Genomic DNA, 25,278 nt, shown 5'->3' with positions numbered 1-25,278 from the left:
AATCATGACAGCCATGGCCGAGGCCATGCGCCTGATATTATGAGGGAGACAATATTCATGGCCGAGCATCACACCGGACCTGCCGAAGTTGGCGCGCCGATGGACTACAAGGAACATGAGCACACCTACAACATGTTCCTCGCCGCGGCGAAGTACGGCACGTTGTTTCTGGTTGCTCTCCTGCTTGGCATGACGGCTGGCTTCTTCACCGGCGCCGGCTTCCTGGGTGGTATCGTCGTGCTGCTGGCGGTCTTTATCGCGGGCCTCGTCCTGCTGCGCTAAGCGCGGCCTCGGGGAGGAGCGGCTTTTCCAAAAAGCTTTGACTGAGTGCTCGGGCTGGGCAGGGGAGGACCTGCGGCAGACTGGCTGACCCGGAGGAGGGGCGGTTGGGCAATCTTGTTTTTGTGGCGAAGGAAACCACGGGCGATGAGACGCGCGTCGCAGCGTCCGTCGAAACCGTGAAGAAGATGATCGGCCTTGGCCTTGACGTCGTCGTCGAGGCTGGCGCCGGCGCGAAGTCGAAAATTCCGGATGCGGAGTTCGAGGCGGTCGGCGCACGGATCGGTTCGGTCGGTGCGGCTGCGACAGCCGATGTGGTGCTGAAGGTTCGGCGCCCGACCGACGAGGAGATCGGCGGTTACAAGAGTGGCGCGATCGTGATCGCAGTCATGGACCCCTATGGCAACGACGAGGCGATTGCCGCCATGGCCAAGGCCGGGCTTTCGAGCTTCGCCATGGAACTGATGCCGCGCATCACCCGCGCGCAGTCGATGGACGTTCTTTCCTCACAGGCTAACCTTGCAGGCTATCAGGCAGTCATCGAGGCCGCAGCGGTCTACGACCGTGCCATGCCGATGATGATGACGGCGGCCGGTACTGTTCCGGCTGCCAAGGTCTTCGTCATGGGTGCTGGTGTTGCAGGCCTGCAGGCGATCGCCACAGCGCGTCGTCTCGGTGCTGCGGTATCGGCGACCGACGTTCGTCCGGCGGCGAAGGAGCAGGTTGCGTCGCTCGGCGCGAAGTTCATTGCCGTCGAGGACGAGGAGTTCAAGGCGGCCGAAACCGCCGGCGGTTACGCCAAGGAAATGTCCAGGGAATACCAGGCGAAGCAGGCGGCCCTTGTTGCCGATCATATCGCCAAGCAGGACATCGTCATCACCACCGCCCTGATCCCCGGGCGTCCGGCGCCGAAGCTGGTGTCGCGTGAGATGCTGAAGTCGATGAAGCCGGGCGCGGTTGCTGTCGACCTCGCGGTCGAACGCGGGGGCAATATCGAGGGCGTCAAGCCGGGCAAGGTCGCCGATGTCGATGGCGTGCGCGTCATCGGTTACGCCAACATGGCCGGCCGGATCGCGGCCAGCGCGTCGGCTCTCTACGCCAAGAACCTCCTCACCTTCCTCGAGACCATGGTCAACAAGGAGACGAAGGCCGTTGCCCTCAATCTCGAGGACGAACTGATCAAGGCGACGATGCTGACGCATGCGGGCGAAGTCGTGCACCCGGCTTTCGGCGGCGCGAAGAAGGGGGATAACTGATGGCCGGTGAAGCAATGGACAAGGCGCTGGAGCAATTGAACCAGGCCGTGAGCGCGGTGACGGCGGCTGCCGCTCACGCACCGGAGGCCGCAAGTGCCGCCACAGGCGGCGCGATCGATCCCTTCGTGTTCCAGTTCGCGATCTTCGTGCTGGCGATCTTCGTCGGCTACTACGTCGTCTGGTCGGTGACGCCGGCGCTGCATACGCCGCTGATGGCGGTCACCAACGCGATCTCCTCGGTCATCGTCGTCGGCGCGCTTCTGGCGGTCGGCATTTCGACGAGCGGGCTTGCGACCGGCTTCGGCTTCGTCGCGCTGGTCCTCGTCTCGGTGAACATCTTCGGCGGCTTCCTTGTCACCCAGCGCATGCTGGCGATGTACAAGAAGAAGGACAAGTGAGGACCGCATGAGCAGTATCGCAGCCTTCCTTTATCTTGTTTCCGGCGTCCTCTTCATCCTGGCATTGCGCGGGCTTTCCCATCCGGCCTCCAGCCGCAAGGGCAATCTCTACGGCATGGCCGGCATGGGTATCGCCATCCTCACCACGCTGACGCTGGCGACGCCGTCCTTCGGCGGCCTTGCGCTGATCGTCCTCGGTCTCGCCATCGGCGGCGGTGCCGGCGCCTATATCGCCCGCGTCATTCCGATGACGTCCATGCCGCAGCTGGTTGCCGGGTTCCACTCGCTGGTCGGCCTTGCCGCCGTATTGGTCGCGGCGTCGGCGCTCTACACGCCGTCATCCTTCGGTATCGGCAATATTGGCGAGATCCACACCGAGGCAAGGATCGAAATGGCGCTCGGGGTTGCGATCGGCGCCTTGACCTTCACCGGCTCGATCATCGCCTTCCTGAAGCTTGATGGGCGGATGTCCGGCAAGCCGATCATGCTGCCCTTCCGGCACGTCATCAATATCGCGCTGCTGGCGCTGATCGTGCTCTTCATCGTCGGGCTCGCGGCAACGGAAAGCCATTTCGATTTCTGGGCGGTGGTCGTTCTGTCGCTGGCGCTCGGCGTGCTGCTGATCGTGCCGATCGGCGGCGCCGACATGCCGGTCGTCGTGTCGATGCTGAACTCCTATTCGGGCTGGGCGGCCGCCGGCATCGGCTTCACGCTCGGCAACCTGGCGCTGATCATCACAGGCGCGCTGGTCGGTTCGTCGGGTGCGATCCTGTCCTACATCATGTGCAAGGGCATGAACCGCTCATTCATTTCGGTCATCCTCGGCGGCTTCGGCGGCGAGACGGCTTCGGGCGGCACAGACAATTCCGATAAGACGGTCAAGCTCGGTTCGGCCGAGGATGCGGCCTATCTGATGGCGAATGCCTCCAAGGTCATCATCGTGCCCGGCTACGGCATGGCGGTGGCGCAGGCACAGCACGCCCTTCGCGAAATGACCGACAATCTGAAGAAGAACGGCGTCGAGGTGAAGTACGCGATCCATCCGGTCGCAGGCCGCATGCCGGGCCATATGAACGTGCTGTTGGCGGAAGCCAACGTACCCTATGATGAAGTCTTCGAGCTCGAGGACATCAACTCGGAGTTCGCGCAGGCCGACGTTGCCTATGTCATCGGTGCTAATGACGTGACCAATCCGGCGGCACGCGACGACAAGACCTCGCCGATCTACGGCATGCCGATCCTCGATGTCGACAAGGCGAAGACCTGCCTCTTCGTCAAGCGCTCGCTCGGCTCCGGCTACGCCGGCATCGACAACACGCTGTTCTACAAGGACGGCACGATGATGCTGCTCGGCGATGCCAAGAAGGTCACCGAGGAAATCAACAAGGCGATCGGCCACTGAATCATATGGTTTGATGATCTGAAGGGGAGGGCGCGTTACGCGCCCTTTTCTTTCTGGTAAAGCTTGGCTTACTTACGCTCCAGCACCCGACGAGGAGCTGTGAGTTCCCAGCGAAGGCCGCGCGGCAAGAAGTCGACTGTAACCGTACCGCTGAAGGCCGCAGCGGCATGGTTCTTGATCACCGTCGTTCCGAAGCCGGTATGGGTCGGCGTCTGTACAGGAGGCCCATTCACTTCCTCCCAGATGAAGCGCAGCATCTCCTCGGCGTGTCCTTCTTCCTGAATGGTCTGCCAGTAGAAGCGGATGCGGCCCTGTGGCACCGAAAGGGCGCCATACTTCACCGAGTTGGTCGCCAGTTCATGGATTGCCAGGCCGAGGTTCTGGACGGCCTCCGGCTTCAGCATGAAGTCGTTGCCTGTTATCTCGATCTGCGGCAGGGCCTGCGGGAAGGCGTCGAGGTGGATATCGATGACGCGCCGGAGCGAGGCGCCTGCCCATTGCTCGCTCGTCAGAAGCTGGATCGAGCGGGACAGGCCGTCGAGACGGTGCGACACCGCTGCCTGGAACTCCTGCACCGTACCGGTTTGCTTGGCCAGCTGCCGCATCATCGCCTGCGCGAGCGCCAAAAGGTTCTTCGTACGGTGTACCAGCTCGTTCATGACGAAATGCAGGCGGTCTTCGGTCTGGCTGCGATCGAAGGAGGCGTTCGAAAGTGCGACGGCGACCTGGTTGGCTTCGATGACGCTGGTTTCGATTGGGGCGACGATCTGGCCTTCGCCCATACGGATCGCCATGTCGGCAATCGCGCGGATGGTGCTGCGGACCTGGCGGGCAACGATGTAGGCAGCCACGACCGCGACGATCAGCAGCGCGAGGCCACCGATGATGAGAAAGCGCCAGGTCGTCAGGATTGAGGATTGCGCGGTTGCCATCGGCCCCCAGACGATCGCCTTCCAGGACCAGCCGGGGATCTGTGCGTAGCCGAGCAGCGTTCGCGGAAGGACGGTGGGATCTTCATAGACGCCGCTGGAATCGACGAGCGAAGGCAAAATACGAGGGTCGAAGGCTTCCCCGAAGCCGATGTTGCTCGCACCGACAGAGGCGACGACGTGGCCGCTCTGGTCGATGATGGCCGCGGACCAGTCGGCAGGAAGGCCTTCGGTCGAGACGATCTTGGCGAGGTCGCGGGCGTTCTGCGTGATGATCAGCGCCGCGACACGGCCGATCTTGATCGGCATCGTGACGTTATAGACCCAATCGCCGACCGTTCGTCCGCGAAAGACATCGGAGGCTTCGATCCGGCCGGATTTCAACGCGGATTCGAGTGACGGCATATTGCCCACCTGGTGGAGCTGGCTGCCGAAATCGACCCGGGTGTTCAGGAGCTGCTCCCCGTTCGCTTCCGCCGCGATAACGTAAAGCGTATCGGCACGCAGGGCAGTCTCCGTGCGCTGGTGAAAGGCTGCGAAGTCGCTATTCTCGAGTTCCGGCGACGTCGACAACAACCTCAGGGTTGTAGCCATATCCTGCAGCTGTCGGTCGACGGATCGCGCGAGCGCCGTTGCATCCTGTGCGGTTTCACGCTTGAGGGTGGACCGCTGGTTGTCTTCGAGCTGGCCGAGGAGCAGGGCGACGAGCGCAAAAATAGGCAGCGAGGTGGCGAGCGCCATCGCGATCAGGTAGGTGCCGATCGATGCCTTGGGGAAGAAACGGAAGCGTCGCTTCATGAGAACTTTCTTCGTTCCCGGGGTGAAAAAACGCTGGCGCCTAAGGCAATGATGGGTTTGAAAGCAAAAAACTGGATCACCACGATTGCCCTCAATACATAATGCTTTTGTCCGATAGCCTGCTATCGAAGCAGCCGCATGTTAGGGACAGCATCAAATCCTTGCAACACACTAAAACATGTCGCGCGCATTTCGCGTGTTCAAATTTATGTCCGATGTGATCAAAAGCGCGACAACCGGAAGGCTGCAAGTTCCGGCTCGGGTTGCTCCGATAAAATCTCGCTAGAGGCGAGTAATCCAACGAGGGGCGCAAGCGTCACGCCGGAGTGCATGACGGCAACGTAGAGCCCGTCGATGTTGTGATAACAAGGCCGTTCAGGCGCCTTTCGAAGGGGCGCGAGTGAACGAGAAGTCCGGGCGGCGTCGTGAGCGGAATCGTGATGCCGACACCCTCAGCCAATGGAATGGCGCCGGCGCCAGCCGCCAGAACCACATCGTCGGCCTCGAACATGCCGACGGAGCTGACGACGCCGGCAATGCGTTCGCCACGCCTGATGAAGCCGCTGACGTCGCCTGTCACGAAGCGCGCGCCGTGCGCCTCGGCATCGGCAAGCATCATTCGGGCCGCGGCAACCGGTTCGACGGCGCCTTCCTCTGCGACAGCCACCGCAAGATCTGGCGCTTCGGCCAGATAGGGTTCGCGGAGCGATATGTCGCAGCGCCCGATGCGTTCGATGCCATAGCCCCAACGGCTGTGCTCGCTGGCGAAGGCTTCCAATTGTTCAGGGGGAAGATCCCAGCAGAGACTGCCGCACCAGGAGAGGGGCAGGCCGGGAAGATCGACGGACAGTCGTTTCCATCCCGTCATCGCGCGACGGCGAAAGCGAAAGTAGAATTCAGGATTGCCCCAGCTGGCATTGATCCAGGCAAAGGAGTTCGGCGTCGCGACGCCGCCAATGTCTTCCGCGATCACGGTGACGTCGGCGCTTCGCCGGCTCAGGTGCCAGGCAATCGAAGCGCCGATAATGCCGGAGCCGATGACGACAACTCGTTTCCTTGCTGCCATCGGCTGCTCCCATTCTTAGCCGGAGGTCGAGGCGCCCACGCGGGCAAGACCGTCCTTTGCCGGCTGATACTTCGGATCGAGACCGATCGCATGACGGTAAGAGCGGGCGGCCTTGTCCTTTTCACCGCGGCGCTCGTAGACCAGCGCCTGGTTTGCCCAGGATTCCGCCAGGTTGCCGTTCAGCTCGATCGCGTGGTTGAAGTCGGCGAACGCGTTGTCGTCGTCATTCAGTGCGATGTAGGAAATGCCGCGGCCGTTATATGGTTCCGGCGCGTTCGGCGACAGCGAGATCGCCTTCGAGAAGTCGTCGATCGCCTTGTCCTGCTGGTTGCGCTTCTGGAAGAGCAGACCGCGATTGTGATAGGCGCGACCGTCGGTGGTGCCGTTCTGGATCGCCTTGTTGAAATCGTTGAACGCGGCATCGTCCTGACCGGCGGTCCGGTAGACATTGCCGCGACCGATCAGGGCGACATCGTAGTTCGGGTTGATCTGCAGCGCGGCGTTGTAGTCCTGGATCGCCTGCTGCTGCTGGCCCATGTTGCGGTAGACCAGGGCGCGGTTCGCGTAGGCCTGGTAGAAGCGCGGATTGAGCTGAAGGGCAGTGTTGAAGTCGTTCAGCGCCTGGCGGAAATCACCGCCGCGGCCATAGGCCGAGCCCCGTACGTTGTAGCCTTCCGGATCCTTCGGATTGGCGTTGATGACCGAGGTCAGCGACGCGATATTTTCCTGCGAACCCTGCGCCTTGTCGATGCGGATCACCGCATCGGAGGTATTGTTTGTCGTGCAGCCAGCAAGGCCTAGCGCGGTGACGATAGCGAAAACCGGAAGAACAGCGATTTTCGGCGAACGCAGAGAGCGGGTCTTGGTGATGTCAGCCATGCGGGCTCGTTTTCCCCCAGTTCAGCCGGTCCTCTTTCCAGAACGGGCAAACTTCAGCAGCAAATTAAAAAAGGCGGTGGCGAACAGATCGCCCCCGCCAACATGCATCTGAAAACGTCGAAATAACGACAGCTACGCTTAGCGTGCGACGATACCTTCGCGCTGTGCCCGCTTGCGAGCCAGCTTGCGAACACGGCGAACGGCTTCGGCCTTTTCGCGAGCACGCTTCTGCGACGGCTTTTCGTAGTAGTCGCGCATCTTCATTTCGCGGAAAATACCTTCGCGCTGCATCTTCTTCTTGAGAGCGCGGAGAGCCTGATCGACATTGTTATCGCGGACAAGTACCTGCACGAGAATCACGTTCCTTTGGTTTGGTTGATGCCGGCGTCGGCAAGGCGCCAGAGGCAAAAAATATTTAGTTCGCGCAGCACCAGCCTTGCGATTGAGGATGCGGATACCAGAATGATGGGGGAAGTCCATATGTTCTAGCGGTTCTCGCTGCAAAAAACCGTGGGCGCGACCGGCAAGAGGTGTTTTTCGAAAGCAGCAGCGTGGCAGCCTAGCGTAGCTGTTTGGCGACGACAGATCCTCGGAAGGGGGCGCCTGAGCGGTCGGAACCCAATTGGTGCGGCCTTCTGCCTTGTTTATTCCGCAGTTCGCGATATATAAGCGCATCATCGACTGTTGGTTGTGACCTTTGTCAAAGGGCGTGAAGCTCTGTCAGATTTCCTCTCAAAATCGATCTTAGCCTTGTGAATAGACGCATGGCAGTAACGACTAATGAAAGGAGATCGTTATGAATTCTGGTACCGTTAAGTGGTTCAATAGCACCAAGGGCTTTGGTTTCATTCAGCCTGACGACGGCAGCACGGACGTTTTCGTTCATATTTCCGCTGTCGAGCGCGCTGGCATGGGCAGCCTGTCCGATGGTCAGAAAATCACCTATGATGTGGTTCGCGACAAGAGATCCGGCAAGAACTCTGCCGACAACCTCCGCGCGGCGTAATTCTCATTCGGCTCCGCTGACCACGGATGTACTGGCAGCCGAGAGCCTTATGGCGAAGGTCGGGGTCAAACCCGGCCTTTATGTTTTTACGACCAAGGCAAGTTGGTAAAAGTAATGGCGCAAACGCCGAAGTACACCGTCGGCGACAGCATCGTACTGAAAGACGGTCTGGTCCGCACGGAGATGGAGAGCAGAACCTGCAGAATAGCAGCCGTTCTTCCATCGGAGGGCCGTCGCTCTCAATATCGGGTCCGGTTCGAGGGCGAGAATTTCGACCGCCGCATCTTTGAGAGCGATATCGATGCGGCCCAATCGACATCCTCGGCTCAGCCGGTTGCCGCTGCAGCGGACACAAGCGGCGGATCGTGGTTGAAAATGTCAAGCATCCGGGTGCGGAAGTAATCTCCACCCACTAACCGGCAAAGGTGTTGCCGCAGGAAAGGAAAGAATTTGCAGGTTCTCGTTCGAGACAACAATGTCGACCAGGCGCTTCGCGTTCTGAAAAAGAAGATGCAGCGCGAAGGTCTCTTCCGCGAATTCAAGGCGCGCACCGCCTACGAAAAGCCGTCGGAAAAGCGTGCCCGCGAAAAGGGCGAAGCTATCCGTCGCCAGCGCAAGCTCGCGCGCAAGAAGCTTCAGCGTGAAGGTCTCCTTCCCGCTCCCAAGAAGGCAGTTCGCCCCGCGCGGTGAACTGTCACGACCCCGCTTGCTTCAAATAGAGAGAGTGCAGATGGCTTCCGAGAATGAACCCTCCAACCCAACTAAGCTCTCGGCCCGTGACAAGGCCGCTATTACCGACGCGACCGCGAAAGCCATCATGGACGCCGAGGTCGCAGCTCGCGAAAAGAAGACGGAAAAGTTGAAGGCCCTGCGTCTGCAGCAGGAAGCCGAGGCAGCGTCGGCCGCTGCCTCCGGCAAACGCGGTCACTGAGCCGTAACCTGCTGGAGTGGCTGTATCATCTCCACGGCCGGCGGGTTCCATTTTCCAGTCAAAGCCTGGCTCTCCGGACCGTAGAGGCGCATTGTCAGGTTGAAGGCCCTGCGGGCGCGGGCAGCCAATTGGCTTCCTTGTCCTCGCCCGGGCTCTTGTTCTGGAAATAGAGATCAAGTGATCCGTCCGCATTGTAGACGAAGGGCATCCAGCTGCTGACGGCAAAGCGGTTGAGGCTGTTGCCGACCTGGAATCCTTCCGGATCATAGAGCGTGACGGACCAGAATGCCTTGACCGGCGGCAGGGTCGCCTTGTCGAAATGGAGCTTGTAGCTGTTCGCGCCGTTCAGCGGGTTTCCCTTCTCGTCGCCAAGGTTGAGCGGATAGATCGCGTCCTCCGGCAGGTTGGCGCCAAGGCCCATCTGCGCGACGATCGCCCGCTTCAGGTAGTAGTTGCCGTAGACGCCCATGGTGTCGGTGTTCATCGACCAGTTGTTGGACACGCGAGCGAGTGTCGGAACTTTCCACTCCATCAGTTTCTGGGCCTCTGCCGGCACGGTCTTCAGGGCCTCGGCAATGTCAGGCGTCACCTTGCTCTTGTCGAAGCTCTTGCCTGGTTCGAGCCCGATCCGCTTCATCCGGCTGATGATCGGCTGGTCGGTGATATGCGGTGGATTGACCTTCAGCACTTCCGCGGCATAGGCGAAGAAGTCCTCTGTGGTCATCCCGTCCACGGTCTTCTTCGGTGGGGTTTTCATATCGATGTCGGGGTTGATCGCGAGCTTGGCCGGCTCGGCCTTCTTGCCCCATTGCGACAGTGGGGTGACGGTATATCCGGCCTGGATCTTGTGAACGGCGTCGTAGTCGGGCGGTCCATCCGTTTTTGTGCGCCCGATGACCCAGACATAAGGTGTCGGCGCATCGATCCTTTGTGTTCCGGCGGGAAGGTTCTTGCCCGACCAGCCCGGCGGAACGACGGCAAAATCGGCCTTCGCGGTCCCGGTCGTCCGCCAGCCCGGCGAGGCGAAGACGTCGCTCCACATGTCCAGCATGGGCAGCAGATAGAAGCGGCCATTCGTATCAGGAGCCGAGACGATCATCGGTTCCTTTGTCATATCAAGCCAGGCAACCGAGTAGAGAGTATCGAAATTGGGCCGAACGACGTCCTTGAAGTCCGCAGTCGGAAACTCCGGGACGTTGGTGAACATGTTGGCCGGGCCTCGGCCCATTGTCTTGCCGGCTTCGACATTGGTTGCCTGCGCGCGAGTGATATCCATGGTCACCAGCGGGTAGAGGTAAAGATAGGCGTCAACGCCGATCGACGCCGCTTCCTCCTTTGTCAGGGCGTCCTCCGCGGCAAAGACAGGGCTGGCAAGGGATGCCCCGGATAAAAACAGGCCAAGCGTAAGCGTGATGAAATGCGATTGCATGGCTAATCCTCCCTGAGACCAGACAGCGGGCGTCATGCCGCGTCGGCCTGTTTTCTTTTGATCAGGTCGCACGCGGGCTTTCTGTCACGCGTGTCGAAATTTGGATTGTGAATGCCCTCTGCTGTCGGCGCGAGACCCTCGACGCGCAAATGCGCCTATCCAGCGGGAGAACTATGCGCTCAAAAATTGTAAGTGAGAATACTCTAAATTAACAAGGATGGCAGGCTGTTGCGCATTGTCGGCTCGCGCTTGGCTTCGACCGGAACAGCCAACCTCGTTCATTCTTGCCGAGTGTCAAAACAAAAGCCCCTCCGCGTCGCAAAAGAAACGTTGTGCCGCATTTCGATTTGCGATTTGTATTGCCGACGAGAAGGGATCTTTCCCCTGAAGGAGATGAAGGCGGATGCGTAGATACTCGGTTTTTGCCGTGGCACGAGAGGCCCTGAGAGGCCACAAGGGCTGGGACAAGCAATGGACCTCGCCCGAGCCGCGCGCGGAATACGACGTCATCATCATCGGTGGCGGCGGGCATGGTCTGGGTGCCGCCTACTATCTTGCCAAGGAGCACGGCATCACCAATGTCGCGGTACTGGAAAAGGGCTGGCTCGGCGGCGGCAATACCGGCCGCAACACCACCATCATCCGCTCTAACTATCTCTATGAAGAGAGCATGCACATCTACGAGCATTCGATGAAGCTCTGGGAGAACCTCTCGCAGGATCTCAACTACAATGTCATGTACTCTCCGCGCGGCGTGATGATGCTCTCGCACAATGTGCACGACCAGCAGTCCTTCAAGCGCCATATCCATGCCAACCGCCTCTACGGCATCGACAATGAATGGCTGACGCCGGAGCAGGCCAAAGCCTATTGTCCGCCGCTCGATATCTCCGCCAGCGCCCGCTATCCGATCAATGGTGCGGCTCTCCAGCGTCGCGGCGGCACTGCGCGCCACGATGCTGTTGCCTGGGGCTATGCGCGTGCTGCGTCCGATCGCGGCGTCCACATCATCCAGAATTGCGAAGTGACCGGCATCCGCCGCGGCCCCGACGGGCGCGTCACCGGTGTCGAGACATCGCGCGGTTTCATCGGTGCCAAGAAGGTGGGCGTTTCGGCCGCCGGCCACACGACCACGGTCATGAAGATGGCCGATGTGCGCGTGCCGCTGCAATCGAGCCCGCTGCAGGCGCTGGTATCGGAACCGCTGAAGCCGATCTTCCCCTGCGTGGTCATGTCCAACACGGTGCATGCCTATATCTCGCAGTCCGACAAGGGCGAGCTCGTCATCGGCGCCGGCACCGACCAGTACAATTCCTACAGCCAGACCGGCGGCCTGCAGATCATCACGCATACGCTCGATGCCATCTGCGAGCTCTTCCCGATGTTCCGCCGCGTCAAGATGATGCGCCAGTGGGGCGGTATCGTCGACAACACGCCGGATCGCTCGGCCATCCAGTCGAAGACGCCGGTTCCGGGGCTCTATGTCAACTGCGGCTGGGGCACCGGCGGCTTCAAGGCGACGCCGGGCTCGGCCAATCTCTTCGCGCACCTCATTGCCCGCGACGAGGCGCACAAGTTCAATGCCGGCCTGACGCTGGACCGCTTCCGCACCGGCCGTCTGATCGACGAAGCCGCCGCCGCAGCCGTCGCGCACTGACACGAGGACATCATGCTTCTTATCTATTGCCCATACTGTCAGGAAGAGCGCTCCGAGCTCGAATTTCGCGGTGCCGGCGATGCGCATATCGCCCGCCCGACCAACATCGCCGAGATCTCCGACGAACAGTTCGAGGAGTTCTTCTTCCTGCGCGACAACCCGAAGGGGCTGATCTTCGAACGCTGGCGCCACCAGCACGGATGCGGCCGCTTCTTCAACGCGGCGCGCGACACGATCAGCGACAAGTTCATCATGACGTACAAGGCCGGCGAGCCGAAGCCCGATATCGGTGCGGCCGCGACGCCACATGCTCCCGTCGAGACCTATGAGCAGCTCGAAGGAGAAGCGAAATGAGCGCTGCGAACCGTATATCAGGCAAGGGCCGCCTGACGCCCGCCAAGACCGCGCGCTTCACCTTCGACGGCAAGACCTATACGGCGCTCGAGGGTGACACCGTCGCCTCGGCGCTGATTGCCAACAACATCCATCTGGTCGGCCGCTCGTTCAAGTATCACCGCCCGCGCGGCATTCTATCGGCCGGCGCCGAGGAGCCGAACGCGCTGATCGACGTGTCGCGTGACGCCGCCCGCAAGCAGCCGAACGTGCGCGCCACGGTGCAGGAAGTGTTCGACGGCATGATCGTCGAATCGCAGAACCGCTTCCCGTCGCTTTCCTTCGATATCGGCGGCATCAACAACCTGCTCTCGCCCTTCTTCGCGGCCGGTTTCTACTACAAGACCTTCATGTGGCCAAAGGCCGCCTGGAAGAGCGTCTACGAGCCGATCATCCGCCGCGCGGCCGGCCTCGGCGTCGCGCCGAAAGAAGCCGATCCCGATCACTATGCCGGCCGTTACGCGCATTGCGACGTGCTCGTCGTCGGTGCCGGCGTGGCCGGTCTTTCGGCGGCACTTGCCGCGGCGCAGACCGGCGCCAAGGTCATCCTCTGCGACGAGCAGGCCGATGTCGGCGGTGCGCTGCGCTACGATAGCGGTGTGACGATCGATGGCCTGTCCGGCTACGAGTGGGCGCAGAAGACGGTTGCCACACTAAAGGCGATGGACAATGTGCAGGTTCTGACCCGCACCACTGCTTTCGGCTATTACAACCACAATTTCGTCGGCCTCGCAGAGCGCGTGACCGACCATGTCGCCAACCCGAGCCGCCATCTGCCGCGCGAGCGTCTGTGGCAGCTGCGGGCCAAGCGCGTCATCCTCGCCAATGGCGCCATCGAGCGCCACATGGTGTTCCCGAACAACGACCGCCCAGGCATCATGCTCGCGTCCGCCGCGCGCATGTATCTCAACCAGTACGGCGTTGCCGTCGGCCAGAAGGTCGGCGTCTACACGGCGCACGACTCGGCCTATGAGGCGGCCTTCGATCTGAAGCGCGCAGGCGTCGAGATCGCGGCGATCGTGGATTGCAGGCAGACGCCGGGTGCCGCGGTTCTGGCCGAGGCACGTTCGCTTGGCATCGATGTTCTCGCCGGCCAGTCCGTCGTCAACACCTCGGGCAAGCTGCGCATTTCGTCGATGACGGTCGCCCGCAACGGCGGCGGCTCGCCGCGCAAGATCGCGGTCGATGCTCTGCTGGTTTCGGCAGGCTGGACGCCTTCGGTGCACCTGTTCTCGCAGTCGCGCGGCAAGGTGAAGTTCGAGCCGGAGACGCAGCGTTTCCTGCCTGGCACCTATGCGCAGGATTGCCTCTCCGTCGGCGCCTGCAACGGCACCGACGATCTGCAGCGCACCATCGAGGAATCGCTTGCCGCCGGCGAGCTGATGGCGCAGGCTGCCGGCAAGACGGCGGCGGGCAAGATCAGCATCTCGGCCGAGCAGGCGCATCAGTGGACCGGCGGGATGATCGGTGCGGCCGAAGGGGCGGGTCCGGAGACCAGCGCCAAGGCTTTCATCGATTTCCAGCACGACGTCTGCGCCAAGGATATCCGCCTTGCCGTTCGCGAGGGGATGCACTCGATCGAGCACATCAAGCGCTTCACCACCAACGGCATGGCGTCCGACCAGGGCAAGCTTTCCAACATGCACGGCCTGGCGATCGCCGCCGAGATGCTGGGCAAGGAGATCCCGCAGGTGGGTCTCACCACCTTCCGCGCACCTTATACGCCGGTGACCTACGGAACGCTGATCGCGCATTCGCGCGGCGAGCTGTTCGACCCGACGCGCAAGACGCCGCTGCACCAGTGGGAAGAAGCCCAAGGTGCGGTGTTCGAGGATGTCGGCAACTGGAAGCGCGCTTGGTTTTATCCGCGTGCCGGCGAAACCATGCACCAGGCGGTCGCGCGCGAATGCAAGACGGCGCGTGATGTGGCCGGCGTGTTCGATGCCTCGACGCTCGGCAAGATCGAGGTCGTCGGCCCTGATGCCGCCGAGTTCATGAACCTGATGTACACCAACGCCTGGGACACGCTGAAGCCCGGCAAGTGCCGCTACGGCATCATGACCCGCGACGACGGCTTCGTTTATGACGACGGCGTCGTCGGGCGTCTCGCCGACGATCGCTTCCACGTGACGACGACGACGGGCGGTGCGCCGCGCGTGTTGAACCACATGGAAGACTATCTGCAGACCGAATTCCCGCATCTGAAAGTGTGGCTGACCTCGGTGACAGAGCAGTGGGCCGTCATCGCTGTGCAGGGTCCGAAGGCACGCGAGATCATCGCGCCGCTGGTCGAGGGCGTCGATATCTCCAACGAGGCGTTCCCGCATATGAGCGTTGCCGAGTGCACGGTCATGGGTGTTCCGGCGCGGCTCTTCCGCGTCTCGTTCACCGGCGAAACCGGCTTTGAAATCAACGTGCCGGCCGATTACGGCCAGTCGGTTCTCGAAGCGGTCTGGGCCAAGGCCGAACCGCTCGGCGCCTGCGTCTACGGCACGGAGACGATGCACGTTCTTCGCGCCGAGAAGGGCTATATCATCGTCGGCCAGGACACGGATGGAACCGTGACCCCTGACGATGCCGGCCTCAACTGGGCGGTATCGAAGAAGAAGACCGACTTCGTCGGCATTCGCGGCCTGAAGCGGCCGGATCTCGTCAAGGAAGGCCGCAAGCAGCTGGTCGGCCTCGTCACCAAGGATCCGCAGCTGGTGCTCGAAGAAGGCGCCCAGATCGTCGCCAACCCAAACGAGCCGAAGCCGATGACGATGCTGGGTCACGTCACCTCGTCCTACTGGTCGGAGAACCTTGGGAAGTCGATCGCATTCGCGCTGGTCGCCGGCGGTCGCAAGCGGATGGGCGAGACGCTCTATGTGCCGATGCCCGACAAGACCATCGCGGTCGAGGTGACGGACATGGTGTTCTTTGACAAGGAAGGAGGCCGCATCAATGGCTGATACGGCAGTTCGCACATCCGTTCTCTCGGGTAAGCAGGGCGGCTCCGCCAGCGTACGGCTGACGCCTGCACCGTTCGCCACGCGCGTTGCGCTTCGCGCACCGGCCGAGTCGCTCAAGGCGCTTTCCTCTGCGCTTGGCGTGACCATACCCAACGCACCGAAGACCTCGGGCCGCAAGGGTGGCCGCGCCGCCCTCTGGCTCGGCCCGGACGAATGGCTCGTTATCGACGAGAGCGGTGCAGACCTGATGAGCGCTCTCGCGAAGGCGGAAGTGCTTCATTCGGCAACCGACGTCTCGCACCGCAACGTCGCGATCATCGTCTCCGGCCCGGGTGCCGAGACCACAATCTCCACCGGCTGCCCGCAGGACCTGTCGCTCGAAGCCTTCCCCGTCGGCGCCTGCTCGCGCACGCTGTTCGGCAAGGCCGAGATCGTGCTGTTCCGCACGGAAGACGATACGTTCCGCGTCGAATGCTGGCGCTCGTTTGCCGATTTCGTCTTCGGCCTGTTGGCCGAGGGTGCCGAAGACGCGGCGCACTGAATAGATCACTCAAGCCGTCCCCCTGATCGTGCGACATCGGTCGTGGGGACGGCTTTTCGTTGAGAAGACGTCAAAGGGGGGCATAAGGCTCTCCGCCGACTGGCCAAGATAGGCGTTCGTCCGGCATGTTCCTCGTCCCTCGTTGGGAGAACATCGGCAACTCCCGAGGCTACACGCATTCATATTAGGTAGAGCCCGCTGCCTCACGCTTACATGAAATTTGCGCTATGTTTCCGCGTTACTTTCGGCGGGAGCTTCCTATGGGTCCCTTGCACGCTTGCGTCGCAGGCACAGCAGTCACAATGCTGGTCGCCGTTGCCGTTGAAGCCCAGGCGCGCCGGACAGAAGTGTCGGGCCGCACTGCCAAGTTTTGCAATGTGTGGATCAAGCAGAAATTCAATCGTTCAGTCGCGGACTGCTTCAAGCAGAGCGGTCTCACTCCTCCTACGACTATTCCCTGAGAGCGACGATGATCGCGGGATATGAAGACGATCTGGACCCAGCCCCTGTGATACGCGGTGTACTGAATTGCCTGGGAGCCGATGCCGGGGCGGCGTTGGAAGAGGGTGCCAACAGGGATACCGGCGGACACATGCTGTTCGGCAAGATCGAATGCAGTATGAAATATATCAACTTCATGGAGCATCACGATGACCGCCGCCACTGACCACTCCGGAGGTGGGGCGTTGTTCGGGTCGAGTTCGATCGTATTCATTTTGAGAGCACTACCGGTTTCCGCTCGTGTCCTATAGGGCTTGACGTTGCAAGGCCACCGCCATGGGTGCATCATCCGGTAGGGGCGGCTGGTCCTGATCGGAGCGCCGTCGCAAGGATTGCGGAGTGCCTTCCATGATGCTGCATCACGTTTCCATTGTCGTCACGGATCTCGGCCGGTCGGTTGCCTTCTATCGCGATGTCTTCGGGCTCGAACAGATCGCAAGGCCGGCGTTCAGCTCGGTCGGAGCATGGTTTGCCTGCGGAGCGCTGCAGGTCCACATGATCGTCAATCCGGACGGGACATTCCGGCGTAATGCGACCATCGACACCACCGACGGGCATTTTGCGTTCCGCACTGACGATTTCGAGGGATGCATCCGTGGCTTGATCGCCAAGGGTTTTCGCGAGGATGCGCCGGAGGGCGATCCCTGGCGGCTGCGTCTGAGGCGCGACGGGCCGGCAGGGTTTCCGCAAGCCTATCTGCTCGATCCCGATCGCAACATCGTCGAGATCAACGGGGCGTCGTAGGGACGTCGGTATAACCAAAGTCCTGTTGCGGTTGCATTCCGGGAGCGGCTAGTCTGCAGTAGCCGTTTGCGGGAGGGGCCCATGAAAATACGTGCTGCGGTACTGCGCCATTCGCCGGTCGCTCCGCCATATGCGGTGAGCCGGCCGCTGTCGATCGAGGAGATCGAGCTGGCGCCGCCAGGGCAGGACGAAATTCTCGTCCGGATCGGCGCGGCCGGGCTCTGCCATTCCGATCTATCCGTCATCAATGGCGATAGGCCCCGGCCGGTGCCGATGGCGCTCGGGCACGAGGCGGCAGGCACGGTGGAAGCGGTCGGCGGTGGTGTGACCGATCTGGCGCCCGGCGACCACGTCGTGATGAGTTTCATGCCGAGTTGCGGCCATTGCCTGCCCTGCGCGGAGGGACGACCGGCGCTCTGCATTCCGGGCGCCGACGCCAACGGCAGGGGGACGCTGCTGTCGGGTGCGCGGCGGCTCAGCTGCGCGGAGGTTCCTATCCATCATCATCTCGGCGTTTCGGGCTTTGCGACTCACGCTGTCGTCTCCCGTCATTCGGCGATCCGCATCGATGCCGATATCCCTTTTACCCATGCCGCGCTGTTCGGTTGCGCGGTGTTGACGGGTGTCGGTGCGGTGGTGAATACCTGCCGCGTGCAGCCGGGGCAGACGGTTGCCGTTGTCGGTCTTGGCGGTGTCGGGCTGGCTGCGGTGCTCGGCGCCGTGGCGTCGGGTGCCGAGCGTATCATCGCGGTCGACCTTGCTCCCGAGAAGCTGGGGATTGCCCTGTCGCTCGGTGCCACCGATGGCTTTGTCGCAAGCGATCCCGATGTGGTGGAGCAGATTCGCGAGGCGACGAAGGGCGGCGTCGACCATGCGCTTGAAATGGCCGGTGCCGCCAAAGCCTTCGATCTCGCCTACCGCATCACACGGCGCGGCGGCACGACGGCCGCGGCGGGGTTGGCCAATCCGTCCAGTCAGTTTGCAATTTCCGCCGTCAGCCTCGTTGCCGATGAGCGGCGCGTGCTGGGGAGCTACCTCGGCAGCTGCGTGCCGAGCCGGGACATCCCGCGTTTCGTCGGGCTCTTCCGGCGGGGAAAGCTGCCGGTGGATCGCCTATTGTCGTCAACCGGTCCGCTCGAGGGCATCAACGAAGCCTTCGATCGGCTGCATGCCGGCGAGGTGATCAGGCACGTCATCGATTTCGATAGCGTTTTCTAGATGTTTTCGGGCCGATCCTTGGGATCGAACTGGATGATGGTGATCCAGCGCGCCGTGAGTGCCGGCTTCTTCTCGTTTTCAATCTCGATCGAGACATCATAGCTCGTCATCAGCATTCCGGCGCCGCGAAAGCGGGCCTCGGCCAGAACAAAATGGGCGCGGATGCGCGCGCCAGATTTGACGGGCGACAGGAAGCGGACGTTTTCGAAGCCATAGTTGATGCCCATGGTCTGCTCGCGCACCTTGGGCAGGCTGTTGTAGTTCATCGACGAAAGCAGCGACAGCGTCAGGAAACCATGGGCAATCGTGCCGCCAAACGGGCTCGCAGCGGCGCGCTCAGGATCGACATGAATGAATTGATGATCATTGGTTGCATGCGCAAAAGCATCGATCATGGCCTGATCGACAAGAATCCAGTCCGAGAGGCCGGTTTCAGTCCCTACAAGCGCGCGCACATCGGCAAGCGAAATTTCCTTGACCATTGATTCCTCATGAAAAAGCGGCAGCGCAAGCCTTACAGCGGGATTGTGACGATTGCGACAAGGAATCGCTGAGCCGAAGCCGTCGGATCAACTTTGAAGGTAGAAAACGACGGAGCGCCTTGGCACGGCTGCCGACGTCACCGATTTTTTCGACGCATCGGGGGCAAGAGGGCACCATGCGGCGGGTCCAGGCAGGGCAAAAGTCTCCTCGCCGCCCGAACGATTTAACAGAATCGCCAGTTTTGCTGCCTTGCCGCTTTCCGAGTCGCGCGTCGAAAGCAGCATCCCGAGGGTCGACCCGTTCGGCGTCTCCCACTCCTGCACGCTCATCGGTTGGCCGGAGGGAGATATCCACTCGACATCGCCGTTGCCGGAGAAGAAATTCATTTCCGAGAAGACGGAGAACCGTTTGCGCAGGCCGGACACGAAAGCCGTGTGCGCAATCAGCTCGTCGTCCAGGGCAGCCCAATCGACCCAGGTGATTTCGTTGTCCTGGCAATAGGCATTGTTGTTGCCATGCTGGCTGCGGCCCGCTTCGTCGCCTGCTGTCAGCATGATGCTGCCCCGGGTGGCGAAAAGCGTCGATAGCAGTGCCTTCAGATCATCGCGGCGGCGGCAGATGATGTCAGGATAGCGGGTATCGCCCTCGACGCCATTGTTCCAGGAGTGGTTCTCGTTGTGGCCGTCGCGGTTCTGCTCGCCGTTCGCCTCGTTGTGCTTGCCGCTGTAGGAGACGAGATCCTTGAGCGTGAAGCCGTCATGGGCGGCGAGAAAGTTGACGCTGCGTGTCGCCTGTCCGCCGTCGCGGGAAAAGATGTCCGAAGAGCCGGCAAGCGCGGTCGCGAGCGGCCCGGTCTTCCAGTCGTCGCCGCGCCAGTAGCATCTGAGGTCGTCGCGCACGCGATCGTTCCACTCGAGGAAGGGAGAGGGGAAGTTGCCGAGTTGATAGCCACCGGGTCCGATATCCCAGGGTTCAGCGATCATCACCCGGTCGGCGAGCACATCGTCGGCGAGCATCGCCGTCAGCGTTTCGCCGTGACCCTCGAAACCGTTCACTGTGCGGCCTAGGACAGGGGCGAGGTCGAACCGGAAGCCGTCGATCCCGGCGCCCAGAACAAAGTGGCGGAGACTGTCGATGACAAGTTGCCGGATATACGGATGGTCGCAGGCGACGGTGTTGCCGGTGCCGGTATCGTTGACGAGCTCTCCCGGCCGACTTGGCAGGTGGCGATAGAAGGAGAGATTGTCGAGGCCACGCAGCGAGAGCGTCGCGCCGAAACGGTCGCTTTCGCCGGTATGATTGAAGACGAGGTCGAGGATGACCGCGATGCCTTCGGCATGGAGCTTTGCCACCGTGTCGCGCAGCTCCGCCACGCCGCCTGGAACAAGACGCGGGTCGAGGGCCATGAAGCCGACCGGGTTGTAGCCCCAGCCGTTTCTGAGGCCGAGCGGCGGCAGGTGGCGTTCGTCGATCCAGGCGGTGATCGGCATCAGCTCGACGGCATCGACGCCGATGCGCTTCAGGTGAGCGATCACCGCGGGATGCGCCAAGGCCGCAACGGTTCCGCGCTGGGCCTCGGGCACTTCTGGATGCAGGATGGTAAAGGGGCGGACCGCGACCTCATAGACAAAGCCGCCGGGCTTAAAGAGCGGTTTCTCGGGTTTGACGCGGATGTCCCTGGTGACGATCGCCTTCGGCACCAGATGTTGTGTCTCGGCACCAAAGGTGCCGAGAAGGGGATCGTAGACGAACGGGCGATCCAGCTCTTTCGCGTATGGGTCGACGAGCAGCTTTGACGGATCGAACCACAAGCCGCTATCGGGTGCGTAGACGCCATCGGCGCGGTAGCCGTAGCGCGCGCCTTCCTTTAGGCCGTCGACGAAAAGGCGATGAACGTGGTCGTCACCTCGCTCCATCGGCAGGCGGGCCAGTTCCTTGTCGTCCTTGCCGAACAGGCAGAGTTCTATCTGTCCGGCATTGTGCGACCAGACGGCGAAGTCAACGCCGGTCTCGAAGATCGTTGCTCCGCCTTGCCCGGATTTGTTCGCCGCCATGCCGCTCCGGTCAGGTGATCACGGAGGGAGCGTCGCGGCCGGTGCGGCTGCGAATATCCGCGATGGTTTCAGCGGCTGCGATGATGTCGGCCAGGGCTTCCTGCGTCTCGATGTTGTGACGGGTGGAATCCGGCTCGAAGCGCTCGACGTAGACGCGCAGGGTTGCGCCGGAGGTTCCCGTTCCCGAGAGCCGGAAAACGACGCGCGAACCGCCTTCGAACAGGATGCGGATGCCCTGATGCTCGCTGACCGATTTGTCGACCGGATCGTGGTAGGCGAAGTCGTCAGCCTTTTCGACCTTCAGCGGACCGAAGTTCTTGCCCGGCAGCGAGGCGAGCTGATTGCGCAGGTTTGCGACCAGACCGTTGGCAGCGTCGGTATCGACGCCTTCGTAGTCATGGCGCGAATAATAGTTGCGGCCGTAGGTCTGCCAGTGCTGGGTGACGATGTCCTGAACGCTCTCGCCGCGAACGGCGAGGATGTTCAGCCAAAGGAGAACGGCCCAGAGGCCATCCTTCTCGCGTACGTGGTTGGATCCGGTGCCGGCACTTTCCTCGCCGCAGATCGTCGCCATGCCGGCGTCGAGCAGGTTGCCGAAGAACTTCCAGCCGGTCGGCGTCTCGTACATACCGATGCCGCGACGCTCGGCGACGCGGTCGGCGGCGCCCGAGGTCGGCATCGAGCGGGCGATGCCCGCGAGACCGCCGGAATAGCCGGGGGCGAGGTTGGCGTTGGCAGCCAGGATCGCCAGGCTGTCGGATGGCGTCACGAAGATGCCGCGGCCGATGATCAGGTTGCGGTCGCCGTCGCCGTCGGAAGCCGCGCCGAAATCGGGCGCGTCATCGCCCATCATCTCGTCGTAGAGTTCCTTGCAGTGAACCGGGTTCGGATCCGGATGGTGGCCGCCGAAATCCGGCAGCGGCATGAAATTACGAACGGAACCAGATGGCGCGCCGAGACGGTTCTCGAAGATTTCCTTGGCATACGGGCCGGTGACGGCGCTCATCGCGTCGAAGGCGATGCGGAAGCCGAGGCTGATGAGGTTGCGGATCGCCGGGAAGTCGAACAGCTCTTCCATGAGCGCCGTGTAGTCTTCCACGGAATCCAGCACCGAGAGGATCATGCCGCCGGGCAGTTCGTCCTTGCCGATACGGTCGAGGTTCACATCGGCGAAGTCGGCGATCTTGTAGGTATCGATCACCTTGGTGCGCGCATAGATCGCGTCGGTGATCTTTTCCGGCGCCGGGCCGCCATTGCTGATGTTGTACTTGATGCCGAAGTCTTCAGTCGGGCCGCCGGGGTTATGGCTGGCCGAAAGGATGATGCCGCCGAAGGCCTTGTATTTGCGGATAATGTGCGAGGCTGCCGGGGTCGACAGAATGCCACCCTTGCCGACGATCACCTTGCCGAAGCCATTGGCGGCGGCCATCTTGATCGCCTTCTGGATGACTTCCCGGTTGTAGTAGCGTCCGTCGCCGCCGATGACGAGGCACTTGCCCTGGAACCCTTCCAGCGAATCGAAGATCGACTGGATGAAGTTCTCGGCATAATTCGGCTGCTGGAAGACCGGGACTTTCTTGCGAAGACCCGAGGTACCCGGCTTCTGATCCTGATACGGCGTGGTAGATACGGACTTGTTCATTTTCTGTCACTTGCCTTTCGGGGCGAGGCTTGAATAGAGGGCAGCATAGCGCTCGGCGCTCTTCTCCCACGAAACATCCGATTTCATGCCCTGCTTTTGCAGTTGGGTCCAGACTTTTTGATCGGCATAGAGATGTAGAGCGCGGCGGATCGCCTGCAACAGACCAGACGCGGTGACCGGCGAGAATTGTATTCCGGTTGCCACTTTGGCCGCCAGGGCAGCGTGATTTGCGTCGATAACGGTGTCGTTGAGCCCGCCCGTGCGGGCAACGATCGGCACGCATCCGTAGCGCAGACCGTAGAGCTGGGTCAGGCCGCAGGGCTCGAAACGCGACGGGATGATAATGGCATCGCAGCCCGCCTGCATCAGATGCGACATCGGTTCGTTGTAGCCGATGGAGACCCCGATTCGACCGGGATGACGGGCGGCGGCGGCCAGAAGCGCACCTTCCAGGGCCGCATCGCCCGAGCCCAGAATGGCGAGCTTGCCGCCCATTTCGACGATCTGGTCGGCGGTGGCGGCAACGACGTCCATGCCCTTCTGCCAGGTCAGCCGGCTGACGATGCAGAAGATCGGTGCATTGTCCTGATGCAGTCCGAAGAATTCGGCAACGGCCGTGCGGTTCTCGAGGCGGCTCTTCAGCGTCGAGGCGGTGTAGTGCGTGTGGACGACCGGGTCGGTCGCCGGATTCCAGATATCGGCGTCGATGCCGTTGACGATACCGTGCAGCGAATCGACCCGGCTTGCGATGACGCCCTGCAGGCCCATGCCGAATTCCGGTGTCAGGATCTCGGCCGCGTAGGAGGGGCTGACTGTCGTGATCGCGTGCGCCGTCTGCAGGCCGCCCTTGAGGAAGCCGATATTGCCGTAATACTCGATGCTTTCGGTCGCAAAGGCGTGGGGCGGCAGTCTGAGGCCGGAGAAAATGTCGGCGCCGAACTGGCCCTGGAAGGCGATGTTGTGGATCGTCAGCACGCTCGGCAGTTCGGGCGTCGGGTTATAGCGCATGAAAACCGAGGTCATGGCCGCCTGCCAGTCATGCGTATGCACGAGGTCGGGACGCCAGCCGGGCATCAGGCCGGCTGCGATTTCGGCGCCGGCAAGCGACAGTGCGGCGAAGCGGCGCCAGTTGTCGGGGTAGTCCTTGCCTGTCGGGTCGAGATAGGGTCCGCCCGTCCGGTCGTAATAGGCCGGCGCATCGAGCACGAGGATATCAAGACCCTCATGCTCGACTTCCAGGATCGTCGCGGTCTCGCCGAGCAGGTCATCGAACTGAAGCCGGACGACGGGATTGCGGATCGCCTTCATGACGGCGGGATAGCCGGGCATGAGCGTCTTTGTCTCGACGCCGAACTGCTTCAGGGCGATCGGCAGGGCGCCTGCCACATCGGCGAGGCCCCTGTCTTGATGAGCGGGAAGACTTCGGACGAAACCGAAAGGACTTTCATTGGTCACAGACCCAGCTTGTCGATCATTGGCTGCGTGATGAGGCAAATGCCGCCTTCGCTGCGGCGGAAGCGCTTGGCGTCGAGTACGGGATCCTCACCGACGATAAGCCCTTCGGGAATGACGACGCCGTGGTCGATGACGACGTCCTTCAGCTGGGCATGTCGCCCGATCTTGACGCTCGGCAGAACCACCGCGCCTTCGAGCTTGGAGTAGGAGTTCGCCCGAACACCGGTGAATAGCAGGCTCTTGTTCAGCGTTGCGCCTGAAATGATGCAGTCGCCGGCAACCACCGAGGAGGTCGCGGAGCCGCGACGGTCTTCGTCATCATGGACGAACTTCGCCGGTGGCGAGATCTCGGCATAGGTCCAGATCGGCCAGGACTTGTCGTAGATGTCGAGTTCGGGAACGATCGCCGTCAGGTCGATGTTGGCCTGCCAGTAGGCGTCGATCGTTCCGACGTCGCGCCAGTATGGCTCGTGCTCGAAATCGGAGCGGACGCAGGAATTGGCGAAGCGGTGGGCGACTGCTTTCCCGTTCTTGACGATGTAGGGGATGATGTCCTTGCCGAAGTCCTTGCTCGAATTCGGATCGGCGGCGTCGCGGCGCAGCGCATCGATCAGGAACTTGGTGTGGAAGACATAGATGCCCATCGAGGCGAAAGAGCTGTCCGGCTTGCCGGGAATGGCGGGCGGATCAGCCGGCTTCTCGACGAAATCGATGATCCGGTCCTTGTCGTCGACATGGACGACGCCGAAGCCTGTCGCTTCCATGCGCGGCACTTCGAGGCAGCCGATGGTGACGTCAGCGCCTGAATCGACATGCTGTTGCAGCATGTGTTCGTAGTCCATCTTGTAGATATGGTCGCCGGCGAGGATGACCATGTACTCGACGCCGTAGTCCTGAATGATGTCGATGTTCTGGTAGACGGCGTCGGCCGTGCCCTCATACCATTGCGTCTCGGAGACGCGCTGGGAGGCCGGCAGGATGTCGAAGCTTTCGTTTCGCTCCGGGCGGAAGAAGTTCCAGCCGCGCTGCATGTGGCGGATCAGCGAGTGCGCCTTGTACTGGGTGGCGACGCCGATGCGGCGGATGCCCGAGTTCAACGCGTTGGACAGAGCGAAGTCGATGATGCGCGTCTTGCCGCCGAAATAGACGGCCGGCTTGGCGCGGCGATCGGTGAGTTCCTTCAGACGGCTTCCCCGGCCGCCGGCGAGAACATAGGCCATTGCATCGCGGGCAAGTGGCTGAACACGTTTTTCTACCATTTTTATC

General features: G+C 61.8%; 22 protein-coding genes and 3 pseudogenes. 15 read left to right on the top strand and 10 right to left on the bottom strand.

The features are described from left to right. Positions 1-57 precede the first annotated feature (57 nt). From FZ934_RS13690 to FZ934_RS13675, 4 genes are all read left to right on the top strand, one after another. Entirely contained in the window at positions 58-282 is a 225-nt protein-coding gene (locus FZ934_RS13690; protein WP_153271512.1) for an aa3-type cytochrome c oxidase subunit IV, read from the top strand. Between the two features lie 104 nt (positions 283-386). Next, positions 387-1,535, top strand: coding sequence for a Re/Si-specific NAD(P)(+) transhydrogenase subunit alpha (locus FZ934_RS13685; protein WP_153271511.1), 1,149 nt, complete (start codon positions 387-389; stop codon positions 1,533-1,535). After that, a complete protein-coding gene (locus FZ934_RS13680; protein WP_153271510.1) occupies positions 1,535-1,933 on the top strand; it encodes a proton-translocating transhydrogenase family protein in 399 nt (132 codons plus the stop codon). The genes FZ934_RS13685 and FZ934_RS13680 overlap by 1 nt, the downstream gene beginning before the upstream one ends. Before the next feature lie 7 nt (positions 1,934-1,940). Further along, positions 1,941-3,335, top strand: coding sequence for an NAD(P)(+) transhydrogenase (Re/Si-specific) subunit beta (locus tag FZ934_RS13675; protein ID WP_153271509.1), 1,395 nt, complete (start codon positions 1,941-1,943; stop codon positions 3,333-3,335). Between the two features lie 68 nt (positions 3,336-3,403). Here the strand turns inward: FZ934_RS13675 and FZ934_RS13670 are convergent, their stop codons facing one another. From FZ934_RS13670 to rpsU (FZ934_RS13655), 4 genes and pseudogenes are all read right to left on the bottom strand, one after another. Further along, a complete protein-coding gene (locus FZ934_RS13670) occupies positions 3,404-5,062 on the bottom strand; it encodes a sensor histidine kinase (RefSeq protein WP_153271508.1) in 1,659 nt (552 codons plus the stop codon). Positions 5,063-5,283: 221 nt separating this feature from the next. Continuing rightward, positions 5,284-6,128, bottom strand: a pseudogene (locus FZ934_RS13665) (NAD(P)/FAD-dependent oxidoreductase). A 15-nt stretch (positions 6,129-6,143) separates the two neighbouring features. Then, the gene (locus FZ934_RS13660; RefSeq protein ID WP_113361432.1) at positions 6,144-7,007 is read right to left on the bottom strand and encodes a tetratricopeptide repeat protein; all 864 of its coding nucleotides are present in this window, start codon (positions 7,005-7,007) and stop codon (positions 6,144-6,146) included. A gap of 138 nt (positions 7,008-7,145) precedes the next feature. Then, positions 7,146-7,358, bottom strand: a complete 213-nt coding sequence (rpsU, locus tag FZ934_RS13655; protein ID WP_037119559.1) for a 30S ribosomal protein S21 — start codon at positions 7,356-7,358, stop codon at positions 7,146-7,148. Between the two features lie 445 nt (positions 7,359-7,803). Between rpsU (FZ934_RS13655) and FZ934_RS13650 the strand changes: the two genes are divergently transcribed. The 4 genes from FZ934_RS13650 (at position 7,804) to FZ934_RS13635 (ending at position 8,944) form a co-directional block, all read left to right on the top strand. After that, positions 7,804-8,013: a cold-shock protein gene (locus FZ934_RS13650; RefSeq protein ID WP_056821166.1), complete on the top strand. Its 210-nt coding sequence runs from the start codon at positions 7,804-7,806 to the stop codon at positions 8,011-8,013. 114 nt (positions 8,014-8,127) lie between these two features. Then, positions 8,128-8,415, top strand: a complete 288-nt coding sequence (locus FZ934_RS13645; RefSeq protein ID WP_153271507.1) for a cold-shock protein — start codon at positions 8,128-8,130, stop codon at positions 8,413-8,415. Between the two features lie 48 nt (positions 8,416-8,463). Then, positions 8,464-8,703: a 30S ribosomal protein S21 gene (gene rpsU, locus FZ934_RS13640; protein ID WP_056821163.1), complete on the top strand. Its 240-nt coding sequence runs from the start codon at positions 8,464-8,466 to the stop codon at positions 8,701-8,703. 40 nt (positions 8,704-8,743) lie between these two features. Continuing rightward, positions 8,744-8,944 carry a hypothetical protein gene (locus FZ934_RS13635; protein ID WP_056821161.1) on the top strand — a complete coding sequence of 67 codons (201 nt, stop codon included), beginning with the start codon at positions 8,744-8,746 and terminating at the stop codon, positions 8,942-8,944. On the opposite strand, the pseudogene FZ934_RS13630 reads toward FZ934_RS13635, so the two are convergent. Next, positions 8,938-10,373 (bottom strand): annotated as a pseudogene (locus FZ934_RS13630) (DUF1254 domain-containing protein). The gene FZ934_RS13635 and the pseudogene FZ934_RS13630 sit on opposite strands and share 7 nt — an antisense overlap. A gap of 403 nt (positions 10,374-10,776) precedes the next feature. On the opposite strand from FZ934_RS13630, the gene FZ934_RS13625 reads away from it, so the two are divergent. The 7 genes from FZ934_RS13625 to FZ934_RS13595 all read left to right on the top strand — a co-directional run bounded on the left by FZ934_RS13625 (position 10,777) and on the right by FZ934_RS13595 (position 18,378). After that, positions 10,777-12,030: a sarcosine oxidase subunit beta family protein gene (locus FZ934_RS13625; protein ID WP_016557052.1), complete on the top strand. Its 1,254-nt coding sequence runs from the start codon at positions 10,777-10,779 to the stop codon at positions 12,028-12,030. A 12-nt stretch (positions 12,031-12,042) separates the two neighbouring features. Next, positions 12,043-12,384: a sarcosine oxidase subunit delta gene (locus tag FZ934_RS13620; RefSeq protein WP_065694751.1), complete on the top strand. Its 342-nt coding sequence runs from the start codon at positions 12,043-12,045 to the stop codon at positions 12,382-12,384. Further along, positions 12,381-15,374, top strand: coding sequence for a sarcosine oxidase subunit alpha (locus tag FZ934_RS13615; protein ID WP_153271506.1), 2,994 nt, complete (start codon positions 12,381-12,383; stop codon positions 15,372-15,374). Before FZ934_RS13620 ends, FZ934_RS13615 begins: the two co-directional genes overlap by 4 nt. Beyond that, positions 15,367-15,915, top strand: a complete 549-nt coding sequence (locus tag FZ934_RS13610; protein WP_153271505.1) for a sarcosine oxidase subunit gamma — start codon at positions 15,367-15,369, stop codon at positions 15,913-15,915. The genes FZ934_RS13615 and FZ934_RS13610 overlap by 8 nt, the downstream gene beginning before the upstream one ends. A 469-nt stretch (positions 15,916-16,384) precedes the next feature. Beyond that, complete coding sequence (locus FZ934_RS13605; protein ID WP_153271504.1) at positions 16,385-16,582, top strand: hypothetical protein; 198 nt, start codon at positions 16,385-16,387, stop codon at positions 16,580-16,582. Positions 16,583-16,764: 182 nt separating this feature from the next. Then, positions 16,765-17,160: a VOC family protein gene (locus FZ934_RS13600; RefSeq protein ID WP_153271503.1), complete on the top strand. Its 396-nt coding sequence runs from the start codon at positions 16,765-16,767 to the stop codon at positions 17,158-17,160. Between the two features lie 81 nt (positions 17,161-17,241). Further along, positions 17,242-18,378, top strand: a complete 1,137-nt coding sequence (locus FZ934_RS13595) for a zinc-dependent alcohol dehydrogenase family protein (protein ID WP_153271502.1) — start codon at positions 17,242-17,244, stop codon at positions 18,376-18,378. Here FZ934_RS13595 and FZ934_RS13590 read toward each other — a convergent pair. The 5 genes and pseudogenes from FZ934_RS13590 to glgC form a co-directional block, all read right to left on the bottom strand. Further along, the gene (locus FZ934_RS13590; protein ID WP_153271501.1) at positions 18,375-18,860 is read right to left on the bottom strand and encodes a MaoC family dehydratase; all 486 of its coding nucleotides are present in this window, start codon (positions 18,858-18,860) and stop codon (positions 18,375-18,377) included. The genes FZ934_RS13595 and FZ934_RS13590 overlap by 4 nt on opposite strands. An 87-nt stretch (positions 18,861-18,947) precedes the next feature. Further along, the gene (gene glgX / locus FZ934_RS13585; protein WP_153271500.1) at positions 18,948-20,915 is read right to left on the bottom strand and encodes a glycogen debranching protein GlgX; all 1,968 of its coding nucleotides are present in this window, start codon (positions 20,913-20,915) and stop codon (positions 18,948-18,950) included. 10 nt (positions 20,916-20,925) lie between these two features. Next, positions 20,926-22,557 carry an alpha-D-glucose phosphate-specific phosphoglucomutase gene (locus FZ934_RS13580; protein WP_153271499.1) on the bottom strand — a complete coding sequence of 544 codons (1,632 nt, stop codon included), beginning with the start codon at positions 22,555-22,557 and terminating at the stop codon, positions 20,926-20,928. A gap of 6 nt (positions 22,558-22,563) precedes the next feature. After that, a pseudogene (gene glgA, locus FZ934_RS13575) lies at positions 22,564-24,005 on the bottom strand (glycogen synthase GlgA). 3 nt (positions 24,006-24,008) lie between these two features. After that, complete coding sequence (glgC, locus tag FZ934_RS13570) at positions 24,009-25,271, bottom strand: glucose-1-phosphate adenylyltransferase (protein ID WP_153271497.1); 1,263 nt, start codon at positions 25,269-25,271, stop codon at positions 24,009-24,011. Between the last annotated feature and the right edge of the window lie 7 nt (positions 25,272-25,278).

Source organism: Rhizobium grahamii (genome assembly GCF_009498215.1).
In the GTDB taxonomy this organism is placed as follows: domain Bacteria; phylum Pseudomonadota; class Alphaproteobacteria; order Rhizobiales; family Rhizobiaceae; genus Rhizobium; species Rhizobium grahamii_A.
Note: the sequence above shows the minus strand (reverse complement) of the source record. Positions and strands in the feature narration are given on the sequence as shown.